Here is a 22442-nt window from a genome sequence, read left to right on the forward strand (position 1 = left end):
GGGTGGCCAGGGTGGGATACACTGGCACAGGACAAGAGATATTTTGGCATAGGACAAAATGAAAATCACCGGGCATAGCGCCGAGTCGATCTTCGACAGCATCCGCGACGGCATCGGCAAGGGCCGCCTTCCGGCCGGCAGCGTGTTGCCGCCGGTGCGTGAACTGGCCGAGCAGCTGGGAGTGAACCGCAACACCGTGGCTGCTGCCTACAAGCGCCTGGATGCGGCGGGCCTGGCCAGCACGGCGGGCCGCCGCGGCACGGTGGTGCGTGGCCTGCCGCCGCCGCTGGCGCGTGAAGGCAGTACGCCCGGGCTGGCCCTGCAGGACCTGGCCGGTGGCAACCCGGATCCACGCCTGCTGCCGAACCTGCGCCTGGCCCCGGCCGCACCACGGCTGTATGGCGTGGGCACGGTCGACCCGAGGTTGGAGGCGCTGGCACGCGCCTCGCTGGATGCCGACTGCCCGGAGGGCTATGCGCTGGAACTGACCCATGGCGCGGTCGATGGCATCGAACGCCTGCTGTCGGCGTGGCTGCTGCCGGGGGATCGCATCGCGGTGGAGGATCCGTGCTTCCTCGGCAGCCTCAACGTGCTCAACGCTGTGGGCCACGCGCCGTTGCCGGTGGCGGTGGACGCGCATGGCATGCAGGTCGATTCGCTGCGGCAGGCACTGGAGGCCGGTGCACGCGCGGTGTTGCTGACCCCGCGGGCACACAACCCGACCGGGGCCAGCCTGGATGCGAAGCGGGCGCGGGCGTTGCGGCAGTTGTTGGCGGCCTACCCGCAGGTGGCGGTGTTGATCGACGATCACTACGCGCTGCTCTCGCAGCAGGCCTATCACTCGGTGCTGCCGCTGGATGGCCGGCGCTGGGCGCTGCTGCGTTCGTTGTCCAAACCGCTCGGCCCGGACCTGCGGCTGGCCTGGCTGGCCTGCGATGAAGAGACCGCGATGCGGCTGCGGCTGCGATTGGCGTCCGGCACCGGCTGGGTCAGTCACCTGCTGCAGGATGCGGCGACCTCGGTGCTGTCGTCGGCAACGCAGCGGGCGAAGATCGCTTCGGCAGGTGAGCGTTACCAGCAGCGCCTGCGCTCGCTGCAGGAGTTGCTGCATGCGCGTGGCCTGCCGACACCGTTGCCGATGGAAGGATTGAACCTGTGGCTGCCGTTGCAGGCCGACAGCCATCCGCAGGTGCTGGCCCTGGCTTCGCGTGGATGGCATGTGCGCGCGGGCGAAGTGTTCTCGGTGGCAGCGCCGGGGCATGGCCTGCGCATCACCTGCGCTGCGCTGGGGGCAGCGCAGCTGCGGCAGCTGGCGGATGACCTGGCGGCGGTGTTCGCTCTGTAGCGTCGAGCCAGGCTCGACGTTGCGTCGCCTTTGTAGAGCCGAGCCATGCTCGGCTGCTGTTGATAGAAGCAGTCGAACATGGCTCGACGCTACACAAGCAGATCAGGGCGCGGCGTTGGCGCCGGGACGCACGTAGTAGGACTGGCCGCTGTCATCGACGAACATCAGCTCCGGCTTGCCCTGCCAGGAGGTGAGCATGGCGCCGGTGTTGTTCTGGTGCTTGACCATCAGGCTGGCGCCGCGGTCCGGGTTGGCGACGACCTTGAATACTTCAGTGGTGCCGGTGGCATCGTCCAGGGTCAGCAGGGCTTCGCCGCCGCGGTCGCTGGTACCGTAGCCGCCGCGTTCGGAACCATCGGGACCGAGCAGGATCAGGCCTGACAGGGCAGTGGCACGCGGCCCCTGGGTGCGGCCCTGGCTGAGCGGATCGGGAACCGGTGCGCCGAGGATCACCCGCGGCTGGCCGCTTGCATCGTGGATGACCAGCCCGCGCGCCTCGATGATGCGCTGTGGTGATTGGCTGCGATGCAGGCTCCAGGCGGTCCAGCCGGAAACCAGCAGGGCGAGGGTCGAGACCACCAGGGTGGTCAGCAGCAGCGCACGGGGCATCGGGTCGTCCTTCCTTGGATGTGCCGACGATAGCGGATGCGGACCGGCAATGGCCAGTTCGTTGTGTGACGTTGTGTATCGTCAGTGGAAATCGCGGCTGTGGCTGCGCAGTCCCTGCAGCAGTTCATCCAGGCAGTGCATGCGCTGCACGATGACGTGCTGCACGCCATCGACGCGTTCCAGGCGGCCATCGATCTGCATCAGCTGGGTATCGACCAGCACCCGGTGCTGGCGATCGGCCAGGTGTCGCCAGACCACGGCGTTGACCATGCCGGTCTCATCTTCGAGCGTGAGGAAGGTGACGCCGCTGGCAGTCTGCGGGCGCTGGCGCATGCGTACCAGGCCGGCGATGCGCACGCGACGGCCATGGCCATGCCCGGCCAGTTGTGCAGCGTCCAGACAGCCACGGCTGCGCAGCTGCGCGCGCAGGAACGAGATCGGGTGGCGGCCAAGTGTGGTGCCGGTGCTGCGATAATCGGCCTGCATGTCCTCCCAGGCGCTGGGCAGGGGCAACGGCACGCGGGCTTCGGCAGTGGCGCGGGCCTGGTCGAACAGTGGCAGCCGGTTTTCCACGCCGGAGATATCCCAGCGTGCACGATGGCGATGGCCACTGAGCCCACGCAGTGCACCGGCATCGGCCAGCAGGCCCTGCTGGCGGCGGTCCAGTGCGGTGCGCTGGCACAGGTCGCCCACATCGTCGAACGGGCGCTGCGCACGTTCGCGCATGATGGCCTGCACGACGGGTTCGTTGCAGCCATCGATCAGGCGCAGGCCGAGCCGGATCGCCGCCGGTCCCTTGCTGAAATCCAGCGTGCAGTCCCAGTCGCTGTGGCGCACGTCCACCGGCAGCACGCCGATGCCATGGCGGCGTGCATCCTGCAGCAGCTGGTCGGGGCTGTAGAACCCCAGCGGCTGGCTGTTGATCAGGCTGGCGGTGAACGCGGCGGGATGATGGCACTTCAGCCAGCAGCTGTTATAGGTCAGCAGGGCGAAGCTGGCAGCATGGCTTTCCGGGAAACCGTAATCACCGAAGCCCTTGATCTGCTCGAACAGGTGCTCGCCGTAGTCGCGGCTGAAGCCATTCTTCAACATGCCGGCCAGCAACTTCTCCCGATGCGGTTCCAGGCCGCCACGACGCTTCCATGCCGCCATCGAGCGGCGCAGGGCATCGGCTTGCCCAGGTGTGTAACCTGCTGCTTCCACTGCCAGCTGCATCACCTGTTCCTGGAACAATGGCACGCCCAGCGTACGCGCGAACACGCGTTCCAGCTGCGGTGGGTAGAGCGGATTGTCCGGATCGTTCAGTGCCTCCGGGCCTTGCTCGCGCAGGATCCTCCGCCGTTCCAGATAGGGGTGCACCATGTCACCCTGGATCGGGCCGGGGCGCACGATCGCCACTTCGATCACCAGATCGTAGAAGCAGCGCGGCTGCAGGCGTGGCAGCATCGCCATCTGCGCACGCGATTCGATCTGGAACACGCCGATGGTGTCGGCGGCGCAGATCATGTCGTAGGTCTTCGTATCCTTGGCAGGGATCGCATCCATGCGTCCACTGTGCAGGCCGTGCTGCTGCAGCATCGCCAGGCATTTACGGATGGCGGTGAGCATGCCCAGCGCCAGGCAGTCGACCTTCATCAGGCCGGTGGCATCCAGATCGTCCTTGTCCCACTGGACGACGGTGCGGTCGGCCATCGCCGCGTTTTCCACCGGTACCAGCGTCGACAGCGGGTGCTCTGAAATCACGAAGCCGCCCGGGTGCTGCGACAGGTGGCGCGGGAAATCGATCAGCTCGGTGGTCAGTGCCAGCAGCCGCCGCATCAGCGGTGTTTCCGGATCAAAGCCGCGCTCGCGCAGGGTCTCCGGCAGTGGTACGTGGCCGCCCCAGTGGTCCATCGCCGCGCCCAGTTCGTTGACCTGGTCCATCGGCAGGCCGAGTGCACGGGCCACGTCACGGATCGCGCTGCGGCCACGGTAACTGATCGCCACCGCAGTCAAGGCGGCGCGTTCGCGGCCATAGCGCTTGAACACGTACTGCAGCACTTCTTCGCGGCGCTCGTGCTCGAAATCGATGTCGATATCCGGTGGCTCGTCGCGCTCGGCGGAGATGAAGCGCTCGAACAGCAGGTTGCTGCGCGCCGGGTCGATCTCGGTCACGCCCAGCACGAAGCACACCGCGGAGTTGGCCGCCGAGCCGCGGCCCTGGCAGAGGATGTCCTGGCTGCGCGCGAAGCGCACGATGTCCTGCACGGTGAGGAAGTAGGAGGCGTAGTTCTTCTGCTTGATCAACGCAAGTTCGTGTTCGATCTGCTCGCGCTGTGCCGGCTGGATGCCGTTCTTCCAGCGCCACGGGATGCCACGCTCGACCAGCACGCGCAGCCAGCTGTCCGGATCATGCCCTTCGGGCACCAGCTCACGCGGATAGGTGTACTGCAGCTGTTCCAGGGTGAAGTGGCAGCGCTCGGCGATGCGCAGGGTCTCGGCCAGCAGCTCAGGGGGGTACAGCTGGGCCAGCGCGGTGCGCGGGCGCAGGTGGCGCTCGCCGTTGGGAAACAGGCGCCAGCCGGCCTCGGCCACACTGCAGCGGTGGCGGATCGCGGTCAGCGTGTCCTGCAGGGCGCGGCGGCGGCGTACGTGCATGTGCACATCACCACTGGCCACCAGCGGCAGGCGATGGCGTTCGCCGAAGGACTGCAGCTGTTGCAGGCGGCGTGCATCGTCGTGTTCGTGGTGCAGCTCCACCGCCAGCCACAGGCGATCATCGAAGCCGGCACGCAGCAGTTCCAGGTCAGTAGCGGCCGGTTGCCGGTCCAGCCACAGGCACAGCAGGCCGACGGGCAGGCCGAGAAGGTCCTCGCGCAGGCAGCGGTACTCGCCCTTGGCGGCCCGCCGCCGGCAGGTGGTGATCAACTGGCAGAGCCCCGTATAGGCGGCCTGGTCGGTGCACAGCAGGGCCAGTTTCGGCCCATCCTCGACCTGGAATTCGGCGCCGACAATCAGCGCCACGCCATGCGTCTTCGCCGCCTGCCAAGCGCGTACGATGCCGGCCAGCGAGCATTCGTCGGTGATCGCCAACGCTCGATAGCCTTGGCCGGCGGCGCGCGCGAACAGTTCTTCGGCGATCGAGGCGCCACGCTGGAAACTGAAGGCCGACAGGCAGTGCAGTTCGGCGTAGCCGGGCAGTTCGCTGTGCATGGTGGCTCAGCCGAACCAGCCGTGCAGCATCCACGGCGCATGCGGGTCGTTGCGCTCACGAAAGGCCCAGCCGCGCTGGCCGTGAGCAGTTTCCACCACGTAATAGTCGCGCCGTGCATCGGCCTGATCCCACCAGCCCGATTCGATCCGCTCCGGCCCGGTGACGATGCGCAGCCGCGGATCACGCAGTGGTTGCGGCGTGTCCAGCAGCCAGCCGGGGCGCAGTGGCCAGTACGACGGAGGCTTGGCTGGCGGCTGGATGCCACTGGCGCGTTCGGGGCGATGGTCGGCCTGCACCGCCAGCGGCTGCACGGCGTCATCGCCCAGCCGCGCGCGCAGGCGCTCGCGCAGCTGGTTCCAGGGCATCGCCTGTGCCGGCCGGGTATCGAACAGGTCACGCGCGGCGGGCACGAACGGTGGCAGCTGCTCGGCCTGCAGGCGCAGTGCGCGGCTGCCGGCCGGCAGGGCAAACGCTTCCATGCGGTTGCGTGCGATCTCGAACAGCAGCGCGGGATCGCGCTCGGGCGCCAGCAGGCCGATGGTCAGCACGCTGGCCGGCAGCATGTCGTGCTCGAAATGCAGGTCGAAGCGCTGCACGCCGCCATCGCGCGAACACAGGAATGCGGCCAGGTCCAGCAGCAGGCGACGCAGCGGAAACAGCAGGGCCTGGCTGGATTCGATCTCGTATTCGAATTCGATGCGCGCATCGAAACGGTCCGGTGGCTGGTAGTAGCGCAGTGGCGCGGTGGGTAGCCCACGCAGCGCATCCAGTTGCTGCAGCACGTCCGGTGCGAAGCGCCGGGCCAGGCTGTCGCGCGGCAGCTCGAGCACCGCACCCAGCGTGCGCAGGCCGGAACGGCCGAGTACGGTCACTGCTTCGCTGGGCAGGCCACAGCGAGGCAAGGGCAGCTGCGCCAGTGCCGCTGGCAGCTGCTGCGCATCGATGCCGAGGCCGTCGTGAACGTTGGCCAGCACGCGCGCGGCATGCGCGGTGGGTGCGGCCACCAGGCGATGGCGGAAACCAAGCTCATGCAGTTCGTTGCGCAGCCGCTGCTCGATCGTCAGCCAGTCGCCGAACAGGGCGCGGCTGGCACCGATTTCCATGACCAGCGCGTGCGGAAAATCGAGGCTGACCTGCGAGCTGTAGGCATAGGCCCAGCTGGCCAGCAGCTGCCGGGTCTGCTGTTCGGCGTTGGGATCGTAATCGTGCAGATGCAGGTCCTGCACCAGTACCTGCGCAGCCGACAGCAGCATGCCCGGGCGCAGCCCCGCTGCGCGGGCGGCCGGGCTGACCGCACGCAGTACGCGACGCTGTGCCGGCCCCTGCAGCAGCACCAGTGGCCGCTGCGGGTCGGGCTGCAGGCGCAGCACGCTGTCCAGCGCCAGCTGCGGCAACAACAGGCAGGCCCAGTGCATGGCGCGGCCTCAGTGGGCGATGGCCAGTGGCAACGGCTGCGCTGGCGGCAGGCCGCCACGGCACTTCAGCACCCGCACCTGGCCGTGGTCGAGCTGCAGGCGCAGGCTGGCCGGGGAAGGATTGCGTGCTGCCTGCGCCTCGCGGAACACGAAGCCCAGGCACTGGCCGCTGTCGGCAGCCACCTGCAGCCGGCGCAGTGAGCGGTCATCGGCCTGGTGTGGCCAGCACAGCACCGCCGCGCAGGCGGCGGAGCGCAGGCACTGTTCGGTGGCCCATAGGGCCTGTTTCGGTGCGGCGTGGATGATCTGCAGCTGGGCCAGGTCCAGTCCGGCCGCTGCCCAGGCTGGGGCATGCGGGCGATAGGGCGGGGCGACCAGCACGATCGGCCGGTCGCGCTGGCTCAGCTTGGCCAGCGCCGGCCAGACCAGCGCCAGCTCACCCACCCCGGGCGCCGCCTGCAGTACTTCGCACAGCCCGCTGGCCGGCCAGCCGCCGCCGGGCAGGCGTGCGTCCAGTGCCGGGTGGCCGCTGGCCAGATGGTCACTGGTCGGTCCCTGGCGGGCCGGGCCGCGCCACAGCTGGCGGCCGTCAAGCAGCCGGTCGAGGGCGACGACGGCTCCCATCAGCCGGTCCTCCAGGGGAGGCGCCGGGCAGGCTGGAAGCGGCAGGAACGGGCGGAAACGGCGGGCATGGCGCGAGTATCGACGGGCCGGTATCAGGGGCTGAGACCGGACATGCTACTCGCCTTGTGAGTAGAATTACTAATGAAATCGGAGGGTCGGATTTCAGGTTGCTGAAGGGGGTAAAGGAGTGCCGACCAAGGTCGGCACCCACAGGCCCCGGTCAGGGGCGGACCGGCAACGCGACCGGGCGCAGCGGTGCGGCATCGCCGCCGCGGATCTTCAGCGGGCCGCCGATGAAGGCGAACTCGTAGACCTTGTCGTGGGCCAGTTCGTCCAGCGCCACCAGCTCGATGATCGGCGCGCCCTGCTGGGCCAGCAGGTAGGTGTGCAGCGGCACGTAGTCGTCGGACACCTCCGAGGGGAAGGTCTCGAAGCTGAGGTTGTCGGCACCGACGATCATCGCGCCGCTGTCCTCGATCAGGAAGCGCGCCGCGTCCAGGCCCATGCCCGGCGGGTTGGCCATGTAGGCCTTGGGCTGTTCGAACAGGCGCATGCGGCCGGTGCGGATCAGCACCACGTCGCCCTGCTGCAGTTTCACCTTCTGGCGTGCCAGCGCATCCTTCAGGTCCTGGCGGGTGACGCGGTAGCTGTCCGGCAGCATGTCCACGCCCTTGGCGGTGGCCACGTCGATCAGCACGCCACGCGCGATCAACGGCGGGAACTTCTCGATGCCGGTGACCTTCCAGCCACGGTCGCCGAGGTGTTTGTCGGCCTCGAAGCCATTCCAGATCTTTCCATGGATGCCGAAGTGGTTCAGCGCATCGATGTGGGTGCCGGTGTGGCTGTACATCGAGAACGCGGTGCCGGTGTAGCTGCGGGTGAGGTTCATGGTTTCGCCCACGCCCATCGGATCATCCATCACCGTGCCGCGCGGGGTGTGGGTCATCCAGAACTGGTAGTGCGGGTCGCCGGCATCCTGCCAGCTGGGCATGCCGACGTAGTACTCGGTGGCCAGGTCATAGGCCTTGCCGCCGCTGACCCGCGACAGGATCGCCGCACGCGAGGCCTCGGTGATCAGGTTGAGGCGGCCGATCTCGTCCTTCGGCCCCCAGGGGCTGGTGCCGACCTGCTGGCCGGAGGGTACGCGTTCGTGCGCGGACACGGTGGTGGAAGCTGCGGTGCCGGCCAGCAGCAGGGCCAGCGCGGTGGCCAGGGTACGTGGGGTCATGGGGAATCTCCTTGCAGGGTGGGGGAGGGGGCGGCTCAGGCCGCGACCAGGTGCGCCAGGGCCTGGCGCAGGTGTGGCAGCGGCAGGGTCTGCAGGCGCAGGCCGTTGCCGCCGATCACGGTGGGTATGGAACGGATGCCGAGGCCAGCGGCTTCGGCACGATCGGCCTGCACGCGCTGGCGTACTGCGTCGCTGCGCATGTGGTCAGCGAAGGCGCCACGTGGATGGCCCAGCGATTCGGCGATATCCAGCAGGACTTCGGCGTCGCCGATGTTGCGGTGCTGGTGCAGGTGCGCCCACTGCACGGCATCGAACATCGCGCCATGGGCGTCGTTGCCACCGAGCATGCCGGCGGCCTGGCAGGCCAGTGCGCCCAGCCAGCCGGACGGATACTCGAAGTCCTGTGCGCGCATGCCTTCGATATCGATGCGCGCGGTGTCTTCATGCGCGGCGCAGTCGGTCCAGTGGCGCAGGATGATCGCCTTGGCGCGCTCCATCGAGCCGAACACCTCGACCATCTGCGCGCGCGAGTCCTGCAGCACGAAACTGCGGTGGCGCACCTGGATGCCGAGTTCGGCGGAGACCTGCTTCAGGCGCGGGGCCAGCACGAAGCACCAGCCGCAGACCACGTCGTGGAAGAAATCGACCACCGGCGCGGCGGTGGCGGGGGAAGGAACGGAAGACATCTGCCTGCCATCGGTGAGAGGGGAGGCGGCAGATTAGGCAGCGCGGCGTGGCCGAAACAGCACGCCGCGGGCAGCTCAGTTTTCGCTGGCGGTTACGAATCCAGGCCGGCGCAGCCGGGCAGCTCGGCGTGCAGGAAATCGATGAAGGCGCGTACCTTGGGCTGCAGATGGCGCGATGTGGGGTAGACCGCATGCACGAAGCGCGGCGGATAGCGGTGGTCGGGCAGCACCTGCTGCAGTTCGCCACGGGCCAGCGCCGGTGCCGCCAGGAACGAGGGCAGGGCGCCGATACCCATGCCGGCCACCAGCAGGTCGCGCAGCAGCAGGCTGTTGTTGACGGTGACGCGCGCCGGCAGGGTGATCGTCACCTGGCCATCCGGGCCGAGCAGCGGCCAGCTGCCGGGCGAGTCGGACAGGCTGTAGGCCAGCACGCTGTGGACCTGCAGATCGTCCACCGCCTGCGGTGCCGGATGCTGCTGCAGGTAGGACGGGGCTGCGCACAGCACCTGCTGCAGCGACGCCAGCCGGCGTGCCACCAGGCGTGAATCATCCAGCTCGGCACGCAGCCGCAGCGACACATCGAAACCCTCACCGATTGCATCGACCAGGCGATCTTCCATCACCAGGTCCAACGACAGCTGCGGATGCTGCTGCAGGAACCATGGCAGCAACGGCGACAGCGTGCTCAGCGCGAACGACTGCGGCGCATTGACGCGCAGGCGCCCGGCCACCTCACCGCGCTGTTCGGCGATGCCGCGTTCCAGCGCGTCCAGCTCGTCGAGCAGGCGGCAGCATTCGCGGTAATAGGCGTGGCCGGTCTCGGTCAGGCTCATGCGTCGCGTGGTTCGCTGCAGCAGTATCACGCCCAGGTGGGTTTCCAGCGTGCGCAGCTGTTTGCTCAGCCCGGCAGGCGACATGCCCAGGTCTTCGGCGGCGCGGGCCAGCCCGCCGCGTTCGACGATGCGGCGGAAGGCGCGCATCAGGTTGAAGGAATCCATGCCGGTCCCGGGCGCGATGAGGGCATCATTGTAGAACCACGCCATGCGTGGATGTGGGAAGCGTGGTGCCGGCAGGGTTGCGCCGTTTGTTCAAGCCAGCAACCCACACGCGGCGCCAGCATGCAGGCCCCTCACTTTCCGGGTTGCCCATGAAGCACTGGATACTGCGCCTGTATGCCCCGTTGTTCCTGCTGGGTTTCGTTGCTACTGCCGTCGTCTGGGTCGGCCACTGCCACGGTGATCCGTTGTGGCTGCTGGCCTTGCTGGCGGTCGCCATCGCGGTCTCGTTCGCCGCCGAGCGCACGTGGCCCTACGACCCTGTGTTCAACCACGACCACGGCGACAGCCTGCGTGACACCCTGCATGCACTGGTCAACGAAAGCCTGAACCTGCTGTCGATCGCAGCGGTGCCGCTGCTGGCAGCGCTCGTTCCGTGGCAGCTGTGGCCGATGCAGTGGCCGTTCGTTCTGCAGGTACTGCTGGCCATCGTCTGCGCCGACCTGGGTATCACTCTGGTGCACTACGCCAGCCATCGTATCGGCTGGTTGTGGCGCCTGCATGCCGTGCATCACAGCGTGACCCGCATGTATGGCTTCAACGGGCTGATGAAACACCCACTGCACCAGGCCGCCGAAGCGGTGGGCGGCGTGCTGCCGCTGCTGCTTTTGGGCCTGCCGATGCCGGTGGCTGCGGTGCTGGCGTTCGCCATCGCCATCCAGCTGCTGCTGCAGCACTCCAACGTGGACATGCGCCCCGGCGTGCTGGGCCGGGTGATGGCGTGGGCGCCACTGCACCGTTTCCATCACATGCGTTACGGCACCGCCGGCGACGTCAACTTCGGCCTGTTCCTGACCGTCTGGGATCACCTGCTGGGGACCGCCTTCGATGCGCCGGGCTATCGGCTGCGTCAGCACGACCTCGGCATCGGCAGCCAGCCGGACTATCCGCGCGATTACCCCGGGCAGCTGCTGGCGCCGTTCCGAGAGCTGCCACATGGCGAGGTGCCGGAGCTGCCCGAAGGCCTGCGCAGGCGCGAATGATCGAACATGTCAGGCCGCGTGAAGCTGCAGGCCCTGCAGCTGTGCGGCACCGATGCCGAACATGCGGCGCAGGCTGCGCGACAGATGGGCCAGGTCGGCGAAGCCGGCGGCATGTGCACTGTCGGTCAGGCTGTGCCCCTGCAGGTGCTGCGCGAGCGCGGCACGCAAGCGTTGCCACAGCACCCAGCCGCGCAGGGTCACCGCCAGGTCAGACTGGAAACGCCGGTGCAGCTGGCTGGTCGACAGATGCGCCGCCTCGGCGATGTCGGCGGCCGGCACCGGGCCGGGCAGGTGCTGGGCGATGCGGGCCAATGCCGCCTGCACGCGGCGGTCCAGCGGTTGCGGGCGGCTCAGCCGTGGCAGCCAGTCGTGCAGCTCCAGCGCGTTGCCCGGCAGCGCGTGCAGGTGCTGCTGGATCTGTGCGGGATCGGCATGCACCGGCTCGAGGAACACCGTGCAGCCCGCTTCCGGCGCGGACAGGATCGCGTGCGTCTGGAAGGAGGGCAGCCACATCCGTTGGCCTTGCTGTCGTACGCCATCGACTTCGACCTGCCAGGGCGTACCGTCGCTCAACAGCAGTTGATGGGCGTAGTGCGCATGCGCGGCGCTGTCACCGGCATGACCGTGAAGCACGGCGGCGTGCGCATCCAGCAGCAACGTGCCATTCCAGGGCAGGGCGAGGGAGGACATGGAGGGATTGTAGATGCACGCCATGCTGGATCGAAATGAATCTGGGGTCAGATCCGTTTTCCTGCGGAAAACGGATCTGACCCCATGCGATGAAATCGAATATTTCGAGATCCGAGACACATGAGCCGAGCATGGCTCGGCTCTACAGAAGAGCGGGCAGCTCGCAGAAATATGTCGAAGGCGGGGTGGGTCCAGTTGCGGGGGCGTGAGCGCCATGGGCCCGAGGCATGCCTCGGGCGGGTTGGGCAGGACGCCCAACCCAGGTCTTGCCGTGTGCGCAGGACAGCGCACACGGGCAAGCGGCGACCGAGCCTCCAGGGACGGATTCACGGCGTCCCCCGCAACCGGACCCACCCCGCCATCCCACAGGAAGCCCGCTTTTGCTTCGGCTGTTGCTTCTGAGGTTGCCGGCCAGCGGCCGGCACTACCGCGGGTGCCGTGCGCAGCCCGGCCGTGCGCACCCTCAGCGCCCGTGCGGGTCGGGCCGGTGATGCACGTACTCGACCACGGTGCCATCGGGATGCACCGCATTGAACGCCGCCCCGGTCGGGACTACCTGCAGCGGAAAGATGATCTCGGCGCCAGCGGCGACCAATTTGTCGTGATAGGGCCGGACGTCATCGACCAGCAGCGTCCCCGTGGTCGAGGTGAACGGTGCCAGTGCCGCCTCGCTGCCCTCGATCAGCAGGAAGGCGCCGACCATGGCCAGGCGCAGCCCTGCCTCCGGAAACGGGAACCCCGCATCGGCCACCACACCCTGCAACTGCTCATAGAAGGCCACGCTGCGCTCCAGCTCACCCGGGGCCACGAACACCCGGATCAACACGCGCGGCGCGCGCTGGCTGGACGTATCGCAGCGGTCACGCCAGAGATGGTCGAAGTCGCGGTGGACGGTCATGGGCTCGGTTCGTGGCCAGGGATCTCCATTATCGGCAGCCCCGCGCGGCGCACTGATGACCGCCGGTGATGGCCTGATAACCACTGGCCGGGTTGCCCCTGTGACTTAGGTCCTGTTGACAGGTGTGAACGCCCTCGCACAATCTTCACATGATTGGGTCGCCCTGCGCGGCCCGGGCAGGCAGGTTGTCACGCCGGGAGGAGGGTCCCGGGCGCAGACCGGCCCGTCCTTCGGCCTGCGGGAGGTTGCCTGGCAACCCCTGCGCGGCATGAACGCTGCACCCTTCGGCGGCACTTTCCCTGGACCGATTGCCTTGGCAACGGAATTACGCCTGCCGATGAAAACGTTTACAAAGCCGCTTGCACTGTCCCTGGCCCTGTCTGCCGCACTGGCCGCCCCGGCCTGGGCCGACCCCGCCGCGTTCACTGTGCTGACCCTGGAACAGGCCCCGACCGCCGAGGCGATGCCGGCCTTGGCCGCCCAGCTGAAGACCCTGCAGGTGGACGCGGTGAGCGTGCGCCAGGTGCAGCGCGGCATCGGCCAGGTCGATCCGCTGCAGGTGCTGGCCGATGGCCTGGGCTACGAGTACCGCTTCATTGCTGCGGGCAAGGACGATGGCCAGACCCAGCGCGGCCAGGCCGTGCTGACCCGGCTGCCGATCGCCGCTGAATCCGGCCCCGATCAGCTGGGCCTGAACTACCTGCGCCTGGACGACGGCCGCCACACCGTGGCGGTCTATACCGATGCCGGTGCAGGTGCCGCGCAGCTGCCAGCGCTGGTCACCCGTTCGCGGCTGGGTGCACCGGCGGTGCTGCTCGGCGCGGTGGCCGGTGAATCGGCCAAGGCCGCAGGCTTCGATCCGGCGCGTGTGGCGTTGGAAGCGGATGCCAGCTATTTCAGCGACGGCTTCCAGGCCGCCAGCAGTGCGCCGTTCAAGGTGGAAGGCAGCACCCTGCGCGCCACCCTGCTGACCCTGGCCTATGCCGCCGACAAGCACGGCGACACACCGTGGATGGACACCACCCTCAACGCCGATGCGCGCGCTGCGCTGTTGCTGAAGGCGATGACCGAGGACGAGAAGTTCCAGATGCTGCACAGCTACTTCGGGCTGGGCAAGGACGGTGGCCCGCTGCCGGAAGGCGCGGTCGGTTCGGCCGGTTTCGTGCCGGGCGTGGCGCGGCTGGGCATTCCGTCGCAGCAGTCGGCCGATGCTGGCGTCGGCGTGACCAATCCGGGCGGCATCCGCCCGGGTGATTTCGCCACGGCGATGCCATCGGGCCCATCCACCGCCTCCAGCTGGAACCGCGAAGTGGCCTTCGCCGGTGGCGCGACCATGGGCCGCGAGGCATGGCAGCAGCGCTTCAACATCCTGCTGTCGGGCAGCGTCAACCTGCAGCGTGATCCGCGCAATGGCCGCAACTTCGAATATGCCGGTGAAGATCCGCTGCTGGCCGGTTCGATGGTCGGCGCGCTGATCCAGGGCGTGCAGAGCCAGCACGTGATCTCCTCGATGAAGCACTTCGCGCTGAACGACATGGAGACCCGCCGCAACTTCCACGACGTGCGCATCGGCGAACAGGCCATGCACGAGTCGGACCTGCTGGCCTTCGAGATCGCACTGGAAGCGGGCCGCCCGGGCGTGGCGATGTGCTCGTACAACAAGATCAACGGCACCTACGGCTGCGAGAACGGCTACCTGATGAACCAGGTGCTGAAGCAGGAATGGAAATTCCCCGGTTTCGTGATGTCCGACTGGGGTGGCGTGCACAGCGGTTCGAAGGCGGCGCTGGCCGGCCTGGACCAGCAGTCGGCCGGCGAAGTGTTCGACGCGGCGGTGTTCTTCGATGAGCCGCTGCGCCTGGCCGTGCACGGCGGCGTGGTGCCGCAGGCGCGCCTGAACGACATGGTGGCGCGCATCCTGCGCACGATGTTCCTGCACGGCAATTTCGACAACCCGCCGCAACACCAGAAGGTCGATGCCGAGGCCGGCTTTGCCGTCGCCCAGCGCACGGTGGAAGAAGGCAGCGTGCTGCTGCGCAATGAAGGCAACCTGCTGCCGCTGGCCGACAGTGTGAAGCGCATCGTCATCATCGGCGGCCATGCCGACAAGGGCGTGATCGGCGGCGGTGGTTCGTCGATGGTGGGCGTGACCGCCAAGGGCACCAACGCGGTGCCGGGCGTGCTGCCGACCACCTGGCCGGGCCCGGTGATCTTCCACCCGTCCTCGCCGCTGGAATCGCTGCGCGCAGCGCGTCCGGACGCGACCATCGAGTACGTGGACGGCACCAACGCCGCCGCCGCGGCCAAGGCTGCCGCGCAGGCCGACGTGGCCATCGTGTTCGCCACCCAGTGGGCCGCCGAATCGGTGGACCTGCCGGACATGCAGCTGCCGGACAACCAGGACGCACTGATCTCGGCGGTGGCCAAGGCCAACCCGAAGACCGTGCTGGTGCTGGAAACCAACGGCCCGGTGCGCACCCCGTGGCTGGCGCAGGTGCCGGCGATGCTGCAGGCCTGGTACCCGGGTATCCGTGGTGGAGAAGGCATTGCTGCGCTGCTGACCGGCCAGGTCAATCCGTCCGGCCGCCTGCCGGTGACCTGGGTGGTGGACGAATCGCAGTTGCCGCGCCCGCACATCGATGGCCTCGGCTTCAAGCCGGCCAAGCCGTTCAATGATGTGTTCGATTTCGATATCGAAGGCGCCAACGTCGGCTACAAGTGGATGGCGGCCAAGGGCCTGACCCCGACCTTCGCCTTCGGCCACGGCCTGTCCTACACCTCGTTCGCCTATGAAAACCTGAAGGTGAGCGTGGAGGGTTCGCGCCTGGTCGCCAGCGTCGACATCCGCAACACCGGCAAGCGCGCCGGTGCCGACGTGGCCCAGCTGTACCTGAAGCTGCCGGCCGGCAACACCACGCCGATCCGCCTGATTGGCTACGACAAGGTGAACCTGCAGCCGGGCGAACAGCGCCGCATCCGCATCGAAGCAGAGCCGAAGACCCTGGCCCACTACGATGCGCAGGCCCGCCAGTGGAAGATCGACGGCGGCACCTACCAGGTGCAGCTGTCGCGCAACGCCGCCGAGCCGTTGCAGAGCGTGGACGTGCAGCTGGTGGAGCAGGTGCTGCGCTGATGCCTGAAGACACGGCCCCGGAAGGGGCCGTGTTTGTTTGAGGTGTTTCTGTAGAGCCGAGCCCACGCTCGGCTGATGAACGGCCAAGGCTGAGCCGACGAGCAGCCGAGCATGGGCTCGGCTCTACACAGGCGCGCTGCCAAACCACCCGCGCAGGAAATCAATCAGCTGCCGCACCTTCGGTGAGGGCTGAGTGCTGTGCGGGTAGACCGCGTACACGCTCTGCTGCGGGAAGCGGTGCTGGCGAAGCACCGGCCGTAGGCGACCCAGGGCCAGATCGTCCTCGATCAGCCAGCGTGGCAGCACGGTGACGCCGGCACCGGCCACGGCGAAGGTGCGCAGGCTGCTGGCGCCATCTACGCGCACGACCGCATTGCCCGGGTTGGTGGCAAACAGGGCGTCGCTGCCATCCGGTGCCACCACCTGCACATCGGCCAGACGCGGGTAGCCCAGGCGGGGCAGGGAACCCAGCTGCACGGGGTCATCGGCAGCATCGGCAGAGGGCAGGCGTGCCAGCAGGGAGGGAGCCGCCACCGCGCACAGTGGATGGCGTTCCAGTTCGCTGGCATGCAGTCCAGAGTCCGGCAGGCGGCCGAGGCGGATCGCCAGGTCGAAGCGTTCGGGAATCAGGTCGGCCGGTGCCGGTGAGGTCGACAGGTGCAGCTGCAGGGCCGGGTGCCGCGCACGGAACGCCTCCAACGCAGGAATCAAGCGTAGCTGGGCGTACTCCGGCGTGGTGGTCAGGCGCAGTACGCCCTGCAGCTGGTGCTGGTCGCGGCGCGCGGCATCGATCGCCGCCTGGGCGGCGTCCAGCGCCTGCACGCAGTGCTGCAGGAACTGCTCGCCGGCCTCGGTCAGGGCCAGGTGCCGGGTACTGCGCAGCAGCAGGGTCACGCCCAGCTCTTGTTCCAGCCGCTTCAGGTTGAAGCTGACCACCGCGCGGCTGAGGCCGAGGCGATCGGCGGCGGCGGTCAGGCTGCCGGCCTCGACCACGGCGCGGAAGATATCGAAGCGATCGAGGCTGACCATGGCGGTCCATTGTCAAAACAGATTTGACAGTGTTGCAGCTGTCGTCGTGTTTTTACAACAAGGCCCGTACGGCATGCTGGCCGCTTCTCTGCTGGAGCGCCGCCGATGCCGTCCCCCCGCCTGCGCCATGAGGCGATCTTCCTGCTGGTGTTCGCCCTGGATCTGGTCAACATGTTCATCGCCACGGTGACCTATCCGGCATTGGCGGCGGAACTGCACGCTGACGTCAGCACCCTGGCCTGGGTCGGCACGGCCTACATGCTGGGCTTGAGCGTGGTGATTCCGCTGGCGCCCTGGTTGGCTGCGCGCTGCGGCGAGCGTCGCCTGCTGCTGGTGGCGTTGCTGTTGTTCGCGGCTGCCGCTGTGCTGGCCGGCGCTGCACCGGGTATCGGCTGGCTGCTGGGCTGGCGCCTGCTGCAGGGGCTGGCCGGTGGCCTGCTGATTCCAGTGGCGCAGGCGGCGGCCTACCGGCAATGCACGGCGGATCAGCGAGGTGCACTGACCCGGCGCATCCTGCTGGTGGCGTTGCTGGTACCGGCACTGGCGCCCGCGTTGGGCGGGCTGTTGGTGCAGTGGTTGTCCTGGCGCGGCGTGCTCTGGGCCAGCCTGCCCTTGGCGGTGGTGGCGATCGGGCTGGTGCTGGCATGGATGCCGGCCGATGGCGCGCGCAGTGCACCGCGCCTGCAGGCCTATGCGCTGTCCACCGCGATGCTGGCGCTGGGCGCGCTGCTGCTGGCGCTGACCTGGCTGGGTGAGTCCGGACACCGCGGCGCAGGTGCCGTGTTGCTGCTGGTCGCACTGCTGCTGGCGGTGGCCCACCTGCGGCATGCGCGTCGGCAGGCGCAGCCCCTCCTGCGCTGGTCGTTGCTGTCGCATCGTGGGCTGCGGCTGGCGATGCTGGTCTACCTGGCAGTGCCCGGTGTGTTCATCGGTAGCCAGTTGGTCAGTACCCTGCAGCTGCACCAGGCCGGCTACAGTGCTGCGCGCATCGGCGCGCTGATGCTGCCGTGGGCGTTGGCCTCGGCCATTGCGATCACGGCCAGCAAGCGCCTGCTGGCTCGCTTCGGCCCGGCCACGGTACTGCGTACGGGCATGCTGCTGCAGGCCAGCGGCCTGCTGTTGATGGCGCTGCTGCCGCAGCCGGCCTTCGCGTTGGCCGCGCTGTTGTTCGCGCTGATGGGGGCGGGCGGCAGCCTGTGCAGCAGCACGGCGCAGACGCTGGCCTTCCACGGCGTGGAGGGCGAGGCGCTGGGCGATGCCAGTGCCCTCTGGAACCTCAACCGTCAGCTCAGCTTCTGCCTTGGTACTGCCGCCATTGCGCTGCTGCTGGCATTGGCCATGCAATGGCTGCCGGCAAACGCCACGCGCGTGGCGCTGGGGCTGGCCGCCGTACTGACTCTGCTGCCGATGGTATTGCTGCGTCGGCCGCAATCGATCTCTCTTTCCCAACCCGAGACAATGCAATGACGATGACCGCAGAGAACGAGTTCCATGATCTGATCGCCAAGCTGCAGGCCTGGTTCCGTGCGGAAGCAGCCGCCAGTACGCTGGATGCGCTGATGGATCATTTCTGCACCGACTTCAGCATGGTCGGTATTGCTGGGCAGCGCCTGGACCGCGAAGCCCTGGCCAGCATGTTCGCTGGCGGCCATGGTGCCCGCCCGGGCTTGCGTATCGAAATCGATGCCCTGCAGTTCATTGCGGTGCCGGCACCGTTGGCGATGCTGCGCTACCGTGAAGGGCAGGGCGTTGCTGAAGGTGGGATGGCCTGGCGTGAAGCACTGGCCGTGCTGCGGCAGGAAGACGGCCGTTGGCGTTGGCTGGCGTTGCATGAAGTAACGGCAGCCTGATGTTGTAGAGCCGAGCCCAGGCTCGGCTGCTCTTCGGGGAGGTTGCGGTGGCCCCAGCCGAGCGTGGGCTCGGCTCTACAACGGCCAGATGGATGCGTGCCCGTCGGGCAGCACATGTGCCATCAGTCCTGCCTGCATCCACCGCAGAATGCAAAGCCCGCACACACTTCACGGCTCGGGGCAGGAGTAGGCTTGAGGCTTTCCTGCCGGGAGGGGTTGTCCATGCGTGTGCGTGCCGTCGCTGTAGCCATTGCCCTTTGCCTGTCCAGCACCGTGCTGGCCGCCGATACCCCGCCGATGACCCCGGACATCAGCGGCAAGCCCTTCGTTGCCCCCGATGTCGGTCGTGACTACGACAAGCGCGTGGCGATGGTGCCGATGCGTGACGGCACCAAGCTGTATACGGTGATCGTGGTGCCCAAGGGCGCCCGCAACGCCCCGATCCTGCTGACCCGCACTCCTTACGATGCCGCTGGCCGCGCCAGCCGCAGTGATTCACCGCGCATGCGCGACCTGCTGCCGCAGGGCGACGAGGTGTTCGTCGACGGCGGTTACATCCGCGTGTTCCAGGATATCCGTGGCAAGTACGGCTCCGAAGGCGATTACGTGATGACCCGGCCGCTGCGCGGGCCGTTGAACAACACCAGGGTGGACCACTCCACCGATGCCTGGGACACCATCGACTGGCTGGTCAAGAATGTGCCGGAGAGCAATGGCAAGGTCGGCATGCTTGGCTCGTCGTACGAGGGCTTCACCGTGGTGATGGCGCTGACCGACCCGCATCCGGCACTGAAGGTGGCTGCGCCGCAGAGCCCGATGGTCGATGGCTGGATGGGCGACGACTGGCTCAATTACGGTGCTTTCCGCCAGGTCAACTTCAACTATTTCGCGATGCAGACCGAGAAGCGCGGCAAAGGCACGCCGTTGCCCAGCCTTGGCTACGACGACTACAGCACCTTCCTGCGCATCGGTTCGGCCGGTGACTACGCGCGCTTCACCGGCGTGGACCAGCTGACCTGGTGGAAGAAGCTGGTCGAGCATCCGGCCTATGACGGCTTCTGGCAGGGCCAGGCGCTGGACGCGGTGATGGCGAAAACACCGCTGAAGGTGCCGACCATGTGGCTGCAGGGCCTGTGGGACCAGGAGGACATGTGGGGCGCCAACCACGCCTACCAGGCGATGGAAGGGCGCGACAGTGGCAACAACCGCAACTACCTGGTGATGGGCCCGTGGCGGCACAGCCAGGTGAACTACAGCGGCAGCGAACTGGGTGCGCTGAAGTTCGATGGCGATACCGCGCTGCAGTTCCGCCGCGATGTGCTCAAGCCGTTCTTCGACCAGTACCTGGTGGACGGTGCGCCGAAGGCCGATACACCGCCGGTGCTGATCTACAACACCGGCGAAAACCACTGGGACCGCCTGAAGGGCTGGCCGCGCAGCTGTGACAAGGGCTGTGCCGCCAGCAGCAAGCCGCTGTACCTGCGCGCCGGTGGCAAACTGGCATTCCAGGCGCCGGCGGCGGGCGAAGGCGACTTCGAGGAATACGTGTCCGACCCGGCCAAGCCGGTGCCGTTCGTGCCGCGCCCGGTACGTTTCGGTGACCGCGACATGTGGACCACCTGGCTGGTCAAGGACCAGCGCTTTGTCGATGGTCGCCCGGACGTGCTGACCTTCATCACCGAACCGCTGACCGCGCCGTTGCGCATCGGCGGCGCGCCGGTTGTGCATCTGCAGGCATCGACCAGCGGCACCGACAGCGACTGGGTGGTGAAGCTGATCGACGTATATCCGGACCAGGAAGCGTCTACGCCGGAAATGGGTGGCTACGAGTTGCCGGTGTCGCTGGCGATCTTCCGTGGCCGCTACCGTGAGAGCTTCAGCGATCCGAAGCCGCTGGCGGCGAACCAGGTGCTGCCGTACCGCTTCGATCTGCCCAACGCCAACCACACCTTCCAGAAGGGGCACCGGGTGATGGTGCAGGTGCAGTCCAGCCTGTTCCCGTTGTATGACCGCAATCCGCAGACCTACGTGCCGAACATCTACCTGGCCAAGCCGGGCGATTACCAGAAGGCTACGCAGCGGGTCTGGCACAGCGCCGCGCAGGCCAGCTACATCGATCTGCCGGTGTATTGAGGCCCCCAAGGTGACGCCGGGCATGGCCCGGCGCTACCCAGGGATGTGCGGTGTCGGTAGCGCCGGCCGCTGGCCGGCCTCCGCGATGGCACGGGAGCGTGTCGACCAAGGTCGACACCTGCCAGGGCTGGGCCATGGCATGCCGATTGACCAAGGTCGACACCTATCAGGGCACCAGCCTTCAGCCCACCTTCGAGGGGCCCGTGCGCCAGCGGCTGGGTACCAGGCCGAAACGTTTGCGGAATGCAGCGGCGAAGTTGCTGGGGTGGCGGTAACCACTGGCGGCGGCTGCCTGCTCAACCGTCCATCCGTCTTCGCGCAGTCCCTGTTCGGCGTGGCGCATGCGCTGCTCGTGCAGGTAGTCGAATACCGAGCAGCCGTACTGCTGGGCGAAATGACGGCGCAGCGAGCTCGGGCTCATGCAGGCCAACTGGGCCAGTTCGATCAGACTGTGGGCATGGCTGGGATCGTCGTGCAGGTAGGCGCGCACACGCTCCAGCCGCTCGCGCTGGCCCGCGCGCAGCGTTCGTACATGGTCGGTCTGCAGATCCTCGGCCTTCAGGCCAACGGCCAGCAGCTGCAGTGCGACGCCTTCGCGCCACAAGGCGTCGATGCCGTCCTCCCATGGGCTGTCGAACAGCTGGCCCAGCACTGGCAGCAGGGTATGCGGAATGGCCCAGTGGCGGCATTCCAGGTGGGTGTTGAGCGCGGTTTCCAGCTGCGGCAGATGGAACAGGTCCGGATCGATCTGGCCGGGCACCATCACGCTGACGCCGCGCATGCGCGTTTCGCCGGGATGCGCACCCGTCATCTCGACCTGTTCGCGGTGGTGCGCGGTCATCGCCGTGCCAGCGCGCAGGGTGAAACCAGCGCGTCGCGGAATGCGCACATCGACCTGGCCCTGCAGCATCACGCGGATGGCCAGGCCGGGACTCTGATGGGCGGTCGCCACATAAGGAAAGCGATTATGAACGTCGGAGGCGATCAGGCTCATGCCGCCGCGCAGGAACTGCTCGTTGACCTCGCCATGGCCGGCCCACTGGTCGTCGCGCAGGTGTTCCGGGTCGGCGCGGTAATCGAAGCCATGGCGGTGGCCGAAACGGCGGTAATCAGCAAAAGTGAAATATCGGGACATCGCTCGGCACGTGCTTTGGAGGTGGACGCTGGCATTACCTCGCCCACGCGCTCTGCAACGCAGATGCAGATCCGGTCGTTACCCGTGAGACATGCCGGGAAGCAGTGGCATGGGCACTCTGGATGGTGGGAGAACACCAGGTTGAATTGAATGTGTCGGAGAAACTGGAAACGTTTCCCATTGTCGCCTCGATTCTCGCGCTTTTGATTTCAATATGGTCAAAACGATTGACGATTACGGCCAAAGTGAAAATGCCGCCGAACATACGCCAGCGTTTTGCATGCATATCCGTACGCAATTCCATACATCAACTTGAGTTGAGGTTTCATGGCTGGAACGATCCGCCATGGACGCGATGTCAGCCAGGCCATCACGGGCGCACGCGTAGGGTGGGGCGGTTGCCTGTTGCAGGCCACTTCGATACCCCCACTGATGG

Annotated in this window: 17 protein-coding genes; 6 read left to right on the forward strand and 11 right to left on the reverse strand. The window is 67.5% G+C overall.

Annotated elements, in window-relative coordinates:
• Positions 1-58: 58 nt before the first annotated feature.
• Complete coding sequence (gene ptsJ, locus RYM47_RS08090; protein WP_010485015.1) at positions 59-1345, forward strand: transcriptional regulator PtsJ; 1287 nt, start codon at positions 59-61, stop codon at positions 1343-1345.
• A 102-nt stretch (positions 1346-1447) separates the two neighbouring features.
• Here ptsJ and RYM47_RS08095 read toward each other — a convergent pair whose 3' ends face one another.
• From RYM47_RS08095 to RYM47_RS08125, 7 genes are all read right to left on the reverse strand, one after another.
• On the reverse strand, positions 1448-1954 hold the full coding sequence (locus RYM47_RS08095; RefSeq protein ID WP_019336451.1) for a hypothetical protein: 507 nt from the start codon (positions 1952-1954) through the stop codon (positions 1448-1450).
• Positions 1955-2035: 81 nt separating this feature from the next.
• The gene (locus RYM47_RS08100; RefSeq protein ID WP_071305386.1) at positions 2036-5146 is read right to left on the reverse strand and encodes an error-prone DNA polymerase; all 3111 of its coding nucleotides are present in this window, start codon (positions 5144-5146) and stop codon (positions 2036-2038) included.
• Between the two features lie 6 nt (positions 5147-5152).
• Complete coding sequence (locus RYM47_RS08105; protein WP_100446043.1) at positions 5153-6562, reverse strand: DNA polymerase Y family protein; 1410 nt, start codon at positions 6560-6562, stop codon at positions 5153-5155.
• A gap of 9 nt (positions 6563-6571) precedes the next feature.
• Entirely contained in the window at positions 6572-7186 is a 615-nt protein-coding gene (gene imuA, locus RYM47_RS08110; RefSeq protein ID WP_043402076.1) for a translesion DNA synthesis-associated protein ImuA, read from the reverse strand.
• A 220-nt stretch (positions 7187-7406) separates the two neighbouring features.
• Entirely contained in the window at positions 7407-8414 is a 1008-nt protein-coding gene (locus tag RYM47_RS08115) for a cyclase family protein (protein WP_049454631.1), read from the reverse strand.
• 35 nt (positions 8415-8449) lie between these two features.
• Positions 8450-9100, reverse strand: coding sequence for a DsbA family protein (locus tag RYM47_RS08120; RefSeq protein ID WP_043402083.1), 651 nt, complete (start codon positions 9098-9100; stop codon positions 8450-8452).
• Between the two features lie 92 nt (positions 9101-9192).
• Positions 9193-10143, reverse strand: coding sequence for a LysR family transcriptional regulator (locus RYM47_RS08125; RefSeq protein WP_315387075.1), 951 nt, complete (start codon positions 10141-10143; stop codon positions 9193-9195).
• Between the two features lie 104 nt (positions 10144-10247).
• Between RYM47_RS08125 and RYM47_RS08130 the strand changes: the two genes are divergently transcribed.
• The gene (locus tag RYM47_RS08130) at positions 10248-11138 is read left to right on the forward strand and encodes a sterol desaturase family protein (RefSeq protein WP_049433648.1); all 891 of its coding nucleotides are present in this window, start codon (positions 10248-10250) and stop codon (positions 11136-11138) included.
• A gap of 9 nt (positions 11139-11147) precedes the next feature.
• Here the strand turns inward: RYM47_RS08130 and RYM47_RS08135 are convergent, their stop codons facing one another.
• Both RYM47_RS08135 and RYM47_RS08140 read right to left on the reverse strand, forming a co-directional pair.
• Positions 11148-11852, reverse strand: coding sequence for an AraC family transcriptional regulator (locus RYM47_RS08135; protein WP_312393669.1), 705 nt, complete (start codon positions 11850-11852; stop codon positions 11148-11150).
• 439 nt (positions 11853-12291) lie between these two features.
• A complete protein-coding gene (locus RYM47_RS08140) occupies positions 12292-12726 on the reverse strand; it encodes a glyoxalase/bleomycin resistance/dioxygenase family protein (protein WP_021204492.1) in 435 nt (144 codons plus the stop codon).
• Between the two features lie 337 nt (positions 12727-13063).
• Between RYM47_RS08140 and RYM47_RS08145 the strand changes: the two genes are divergently transcribed.
• A complete protein-coding gene (locus RYM47_RS08145; protein ID WP_315387083.1) occupies positions 13064-15859 on the forward strand; it encodes a glycoside hydrolase family 3 C-terminal domain-containing protein in 2796 nt (931 codons plus the stop codon).
• A gap of 123 nt (positions 15860-15982) precedes the next feature.
• Here the strand turns inward: RYM47_RS08145 and RYM47_RS08150 are convergent, their stop codons facing one another.
• A complete protein-coding gene (locus tag RYM47_RS08150; protein ID WP_315387085.1) occupies positions 15983-16888 on the reverse strand; it encodes a LysR family transcriptional regulator in 906 nt (301 codons plus the stop codon).
• A 105-nt stretch (positions 16889-16993) separates the two neighbouring features.
• On the opposite strand from RYM47_RS08150, the gene RYM47_RS08155 reads away from it, so the two are divergent.
• From RYM47_RS08155 to RYM47_RS08165, 3 genes are all read left to right on the forward strand, one after another.
• Positions 16994-18355 (forward strand): MFS transporter, encoded by a 1362-nt coding sequence (locus RYM47_RS08155; RefSeq protein WP_315387087.1) that lies wholly within the window; start codon positions 16994-16996, stop codon positions 18353-18355.
• Entirely contained in the window at positions 18352-18738 is a 387-nt protein-coding gene (locus RYM47_RS08160) for a DUF4440 domain-containing protein (RefSeq protein WP_049437771.1), read from the forward strand. The genes RYM47_RS08155 and RYM47_RS08160 overlap by 4 nt, the downstream gene beginning before the upstream one ends.
• A 222-nt stretch (positions 18739-18960) precedes the next feature.
• Positions 18961-20871, forward strand: coding sequence for a CocE/NonD family hydrolase (locus RYM47_RS08165; RefSeq protein ID WP_315387090.1), 1911 nt, complete (start codon positions 18961-18963; stop codon positions 20869-20871).
• 181 nt (positions 20872-21052) lie between these two features.
• Here the strand turns inward: RYM47_RS08165 and RYM47_RS08170 are convergent, their stop codons facing one another.
• The gene (locus RYM47_RS08170; RefSeq protein WP_010485049.1) at positions 21053-22006 is read right to left on the reverse strand and encodes an AraC family transcriptional regulator; all 954 of its coding nucleotides are present in this window, start codon (positions 22004-22006) and stop codon (positions 21053-21055) included.
• Positions 22007-22442: the final 436 nt, after the last annotated feature.

Origin of the sequence: uncultured Stenotrophomonas sp., assembly GCF_963519125.1 — a bacterium.
Taxonomy (GTDB): domain Bacteria; phylum Pseudomonadota; class Gammaproteobacteria; order Xanthomonadales; family Xanthomonadaceae; genus Stenotrophomonas.

Coding starts and splice junctions, on each gene's coding strand:
- ptsJ (WP_010485015.1), top strand. CDS start 59: ATGAAAATCACCGGGCATAGCGCCGAGTCGATCTTCGACAGCATCCGC.
- RYM47_RS08095 (WP_019336451.1), bottom strand. CDS start 1,954: ATGCCCCGTGCGCTGCTGCTGACCACCCTGGTGGTCTCGACCCTCGCC.
- RYM47_RS08100 (WP_071305386.1), bottom strand. CDS start 5,146: ATGCACAGCGAACTGCCCGGCTACGCCGAACTGCACTGCCTGTCGGCC.
- RYM47_RS08105 (WP_100446043.1), bottom strand. CDS start 6,562: ATGCACTGGGCCTGCCTGTTGTTGCCGCAGCTGGCGCTGGACAGCGTG.
- imuA (WP_043402076.1), bottom strand. CDS start 7,186: ATGGGAGCCGTCGTCGCCCTCGACCGGCTGCTTGACGGCCGCCAGCTG.
- RYM47_RS08115 (WP_049454631.1), bottom strand. CDS start 8,414: ATGACCCCACGTACCCTGGCCACCGCGCTGGCCCTGCTGCTGGCCGGC.
- RYM47_RS08120 (WP_043402083.1), bottom strand. CDS start 9,100: ATGTCTTCCGTTCCTTCCCCCGCCACCGCCGCGCCGGTGGTCGATTTC.
- RYM47_RS08125 (WP_315387075.1), bottom strand. CDS start 10,143: ATGGCGTGGTTCTACAATGATGCCCTCATCGCGCCCGGGACCGGCATG.
- RYM47_RS08130 (WP_049433648.1), top strand. CDS start 10,248: ATGAAGCACTGGATACTGCGCCTGTATGCCCCGTTGTTCCTGCTGGGT.
- RYM47_RS08135 (WP_312393669.1), bottom strand. CDS start 11,852: ATGGCGTGCATCTACAATCCCTCCATGTCCTCCCTCGCCCTGCCCTGG.
- RYM47_RS08140 (WP_021204492.1), bottom strand. CDS start 12,726: ATGACCGTCCACCGCGACTTCGACCATCTCTGGCGTGACCGCTGCGAT.
- RYM47_RS08145 (WP_315387083.1), top strand. CDS start 13,064: ATGAAAACGTTTACAAAGCCGCTTGCACTGTCCCTGGCCCTGTCTGCC.
- RYM47_RS08150 (WP_315387085.1), bottom strand. CDS start 16,888: ATGGTCAGCCTCGATCGCTTCGATATCTTCCGCGCCGTGGTCGAGGCC.
- RYM47_RS08155 (WP_315387087.1), top strand. CDS start 16,994: ATGCCGTCCCCCCGCCTGCGCCATGAGGCGATCTTCCTGCTGGTGTTC.
- RYM47_RS08160 (WP_049437771.1), top strand. CDS start 18,352: ATGACGATGACCGCAGAGAACGAGTTCCATGATCTGATCGCCAAGCTG.
- RYM47_RS08165 (WP_315387090.1), top strand. CDS start 18,961: ATGCGTGTGCGTGCCGTCGCTGTAGCCATTGCCCTTTGCCTGTCCAGC.
- RYM47_RS08170 (WP_010485049.1), bottom strand. CDS start 22,006: ATGTCCCGATATTTCACTTTTGCTGATTACCGCCGTTTCGGCCACCGC.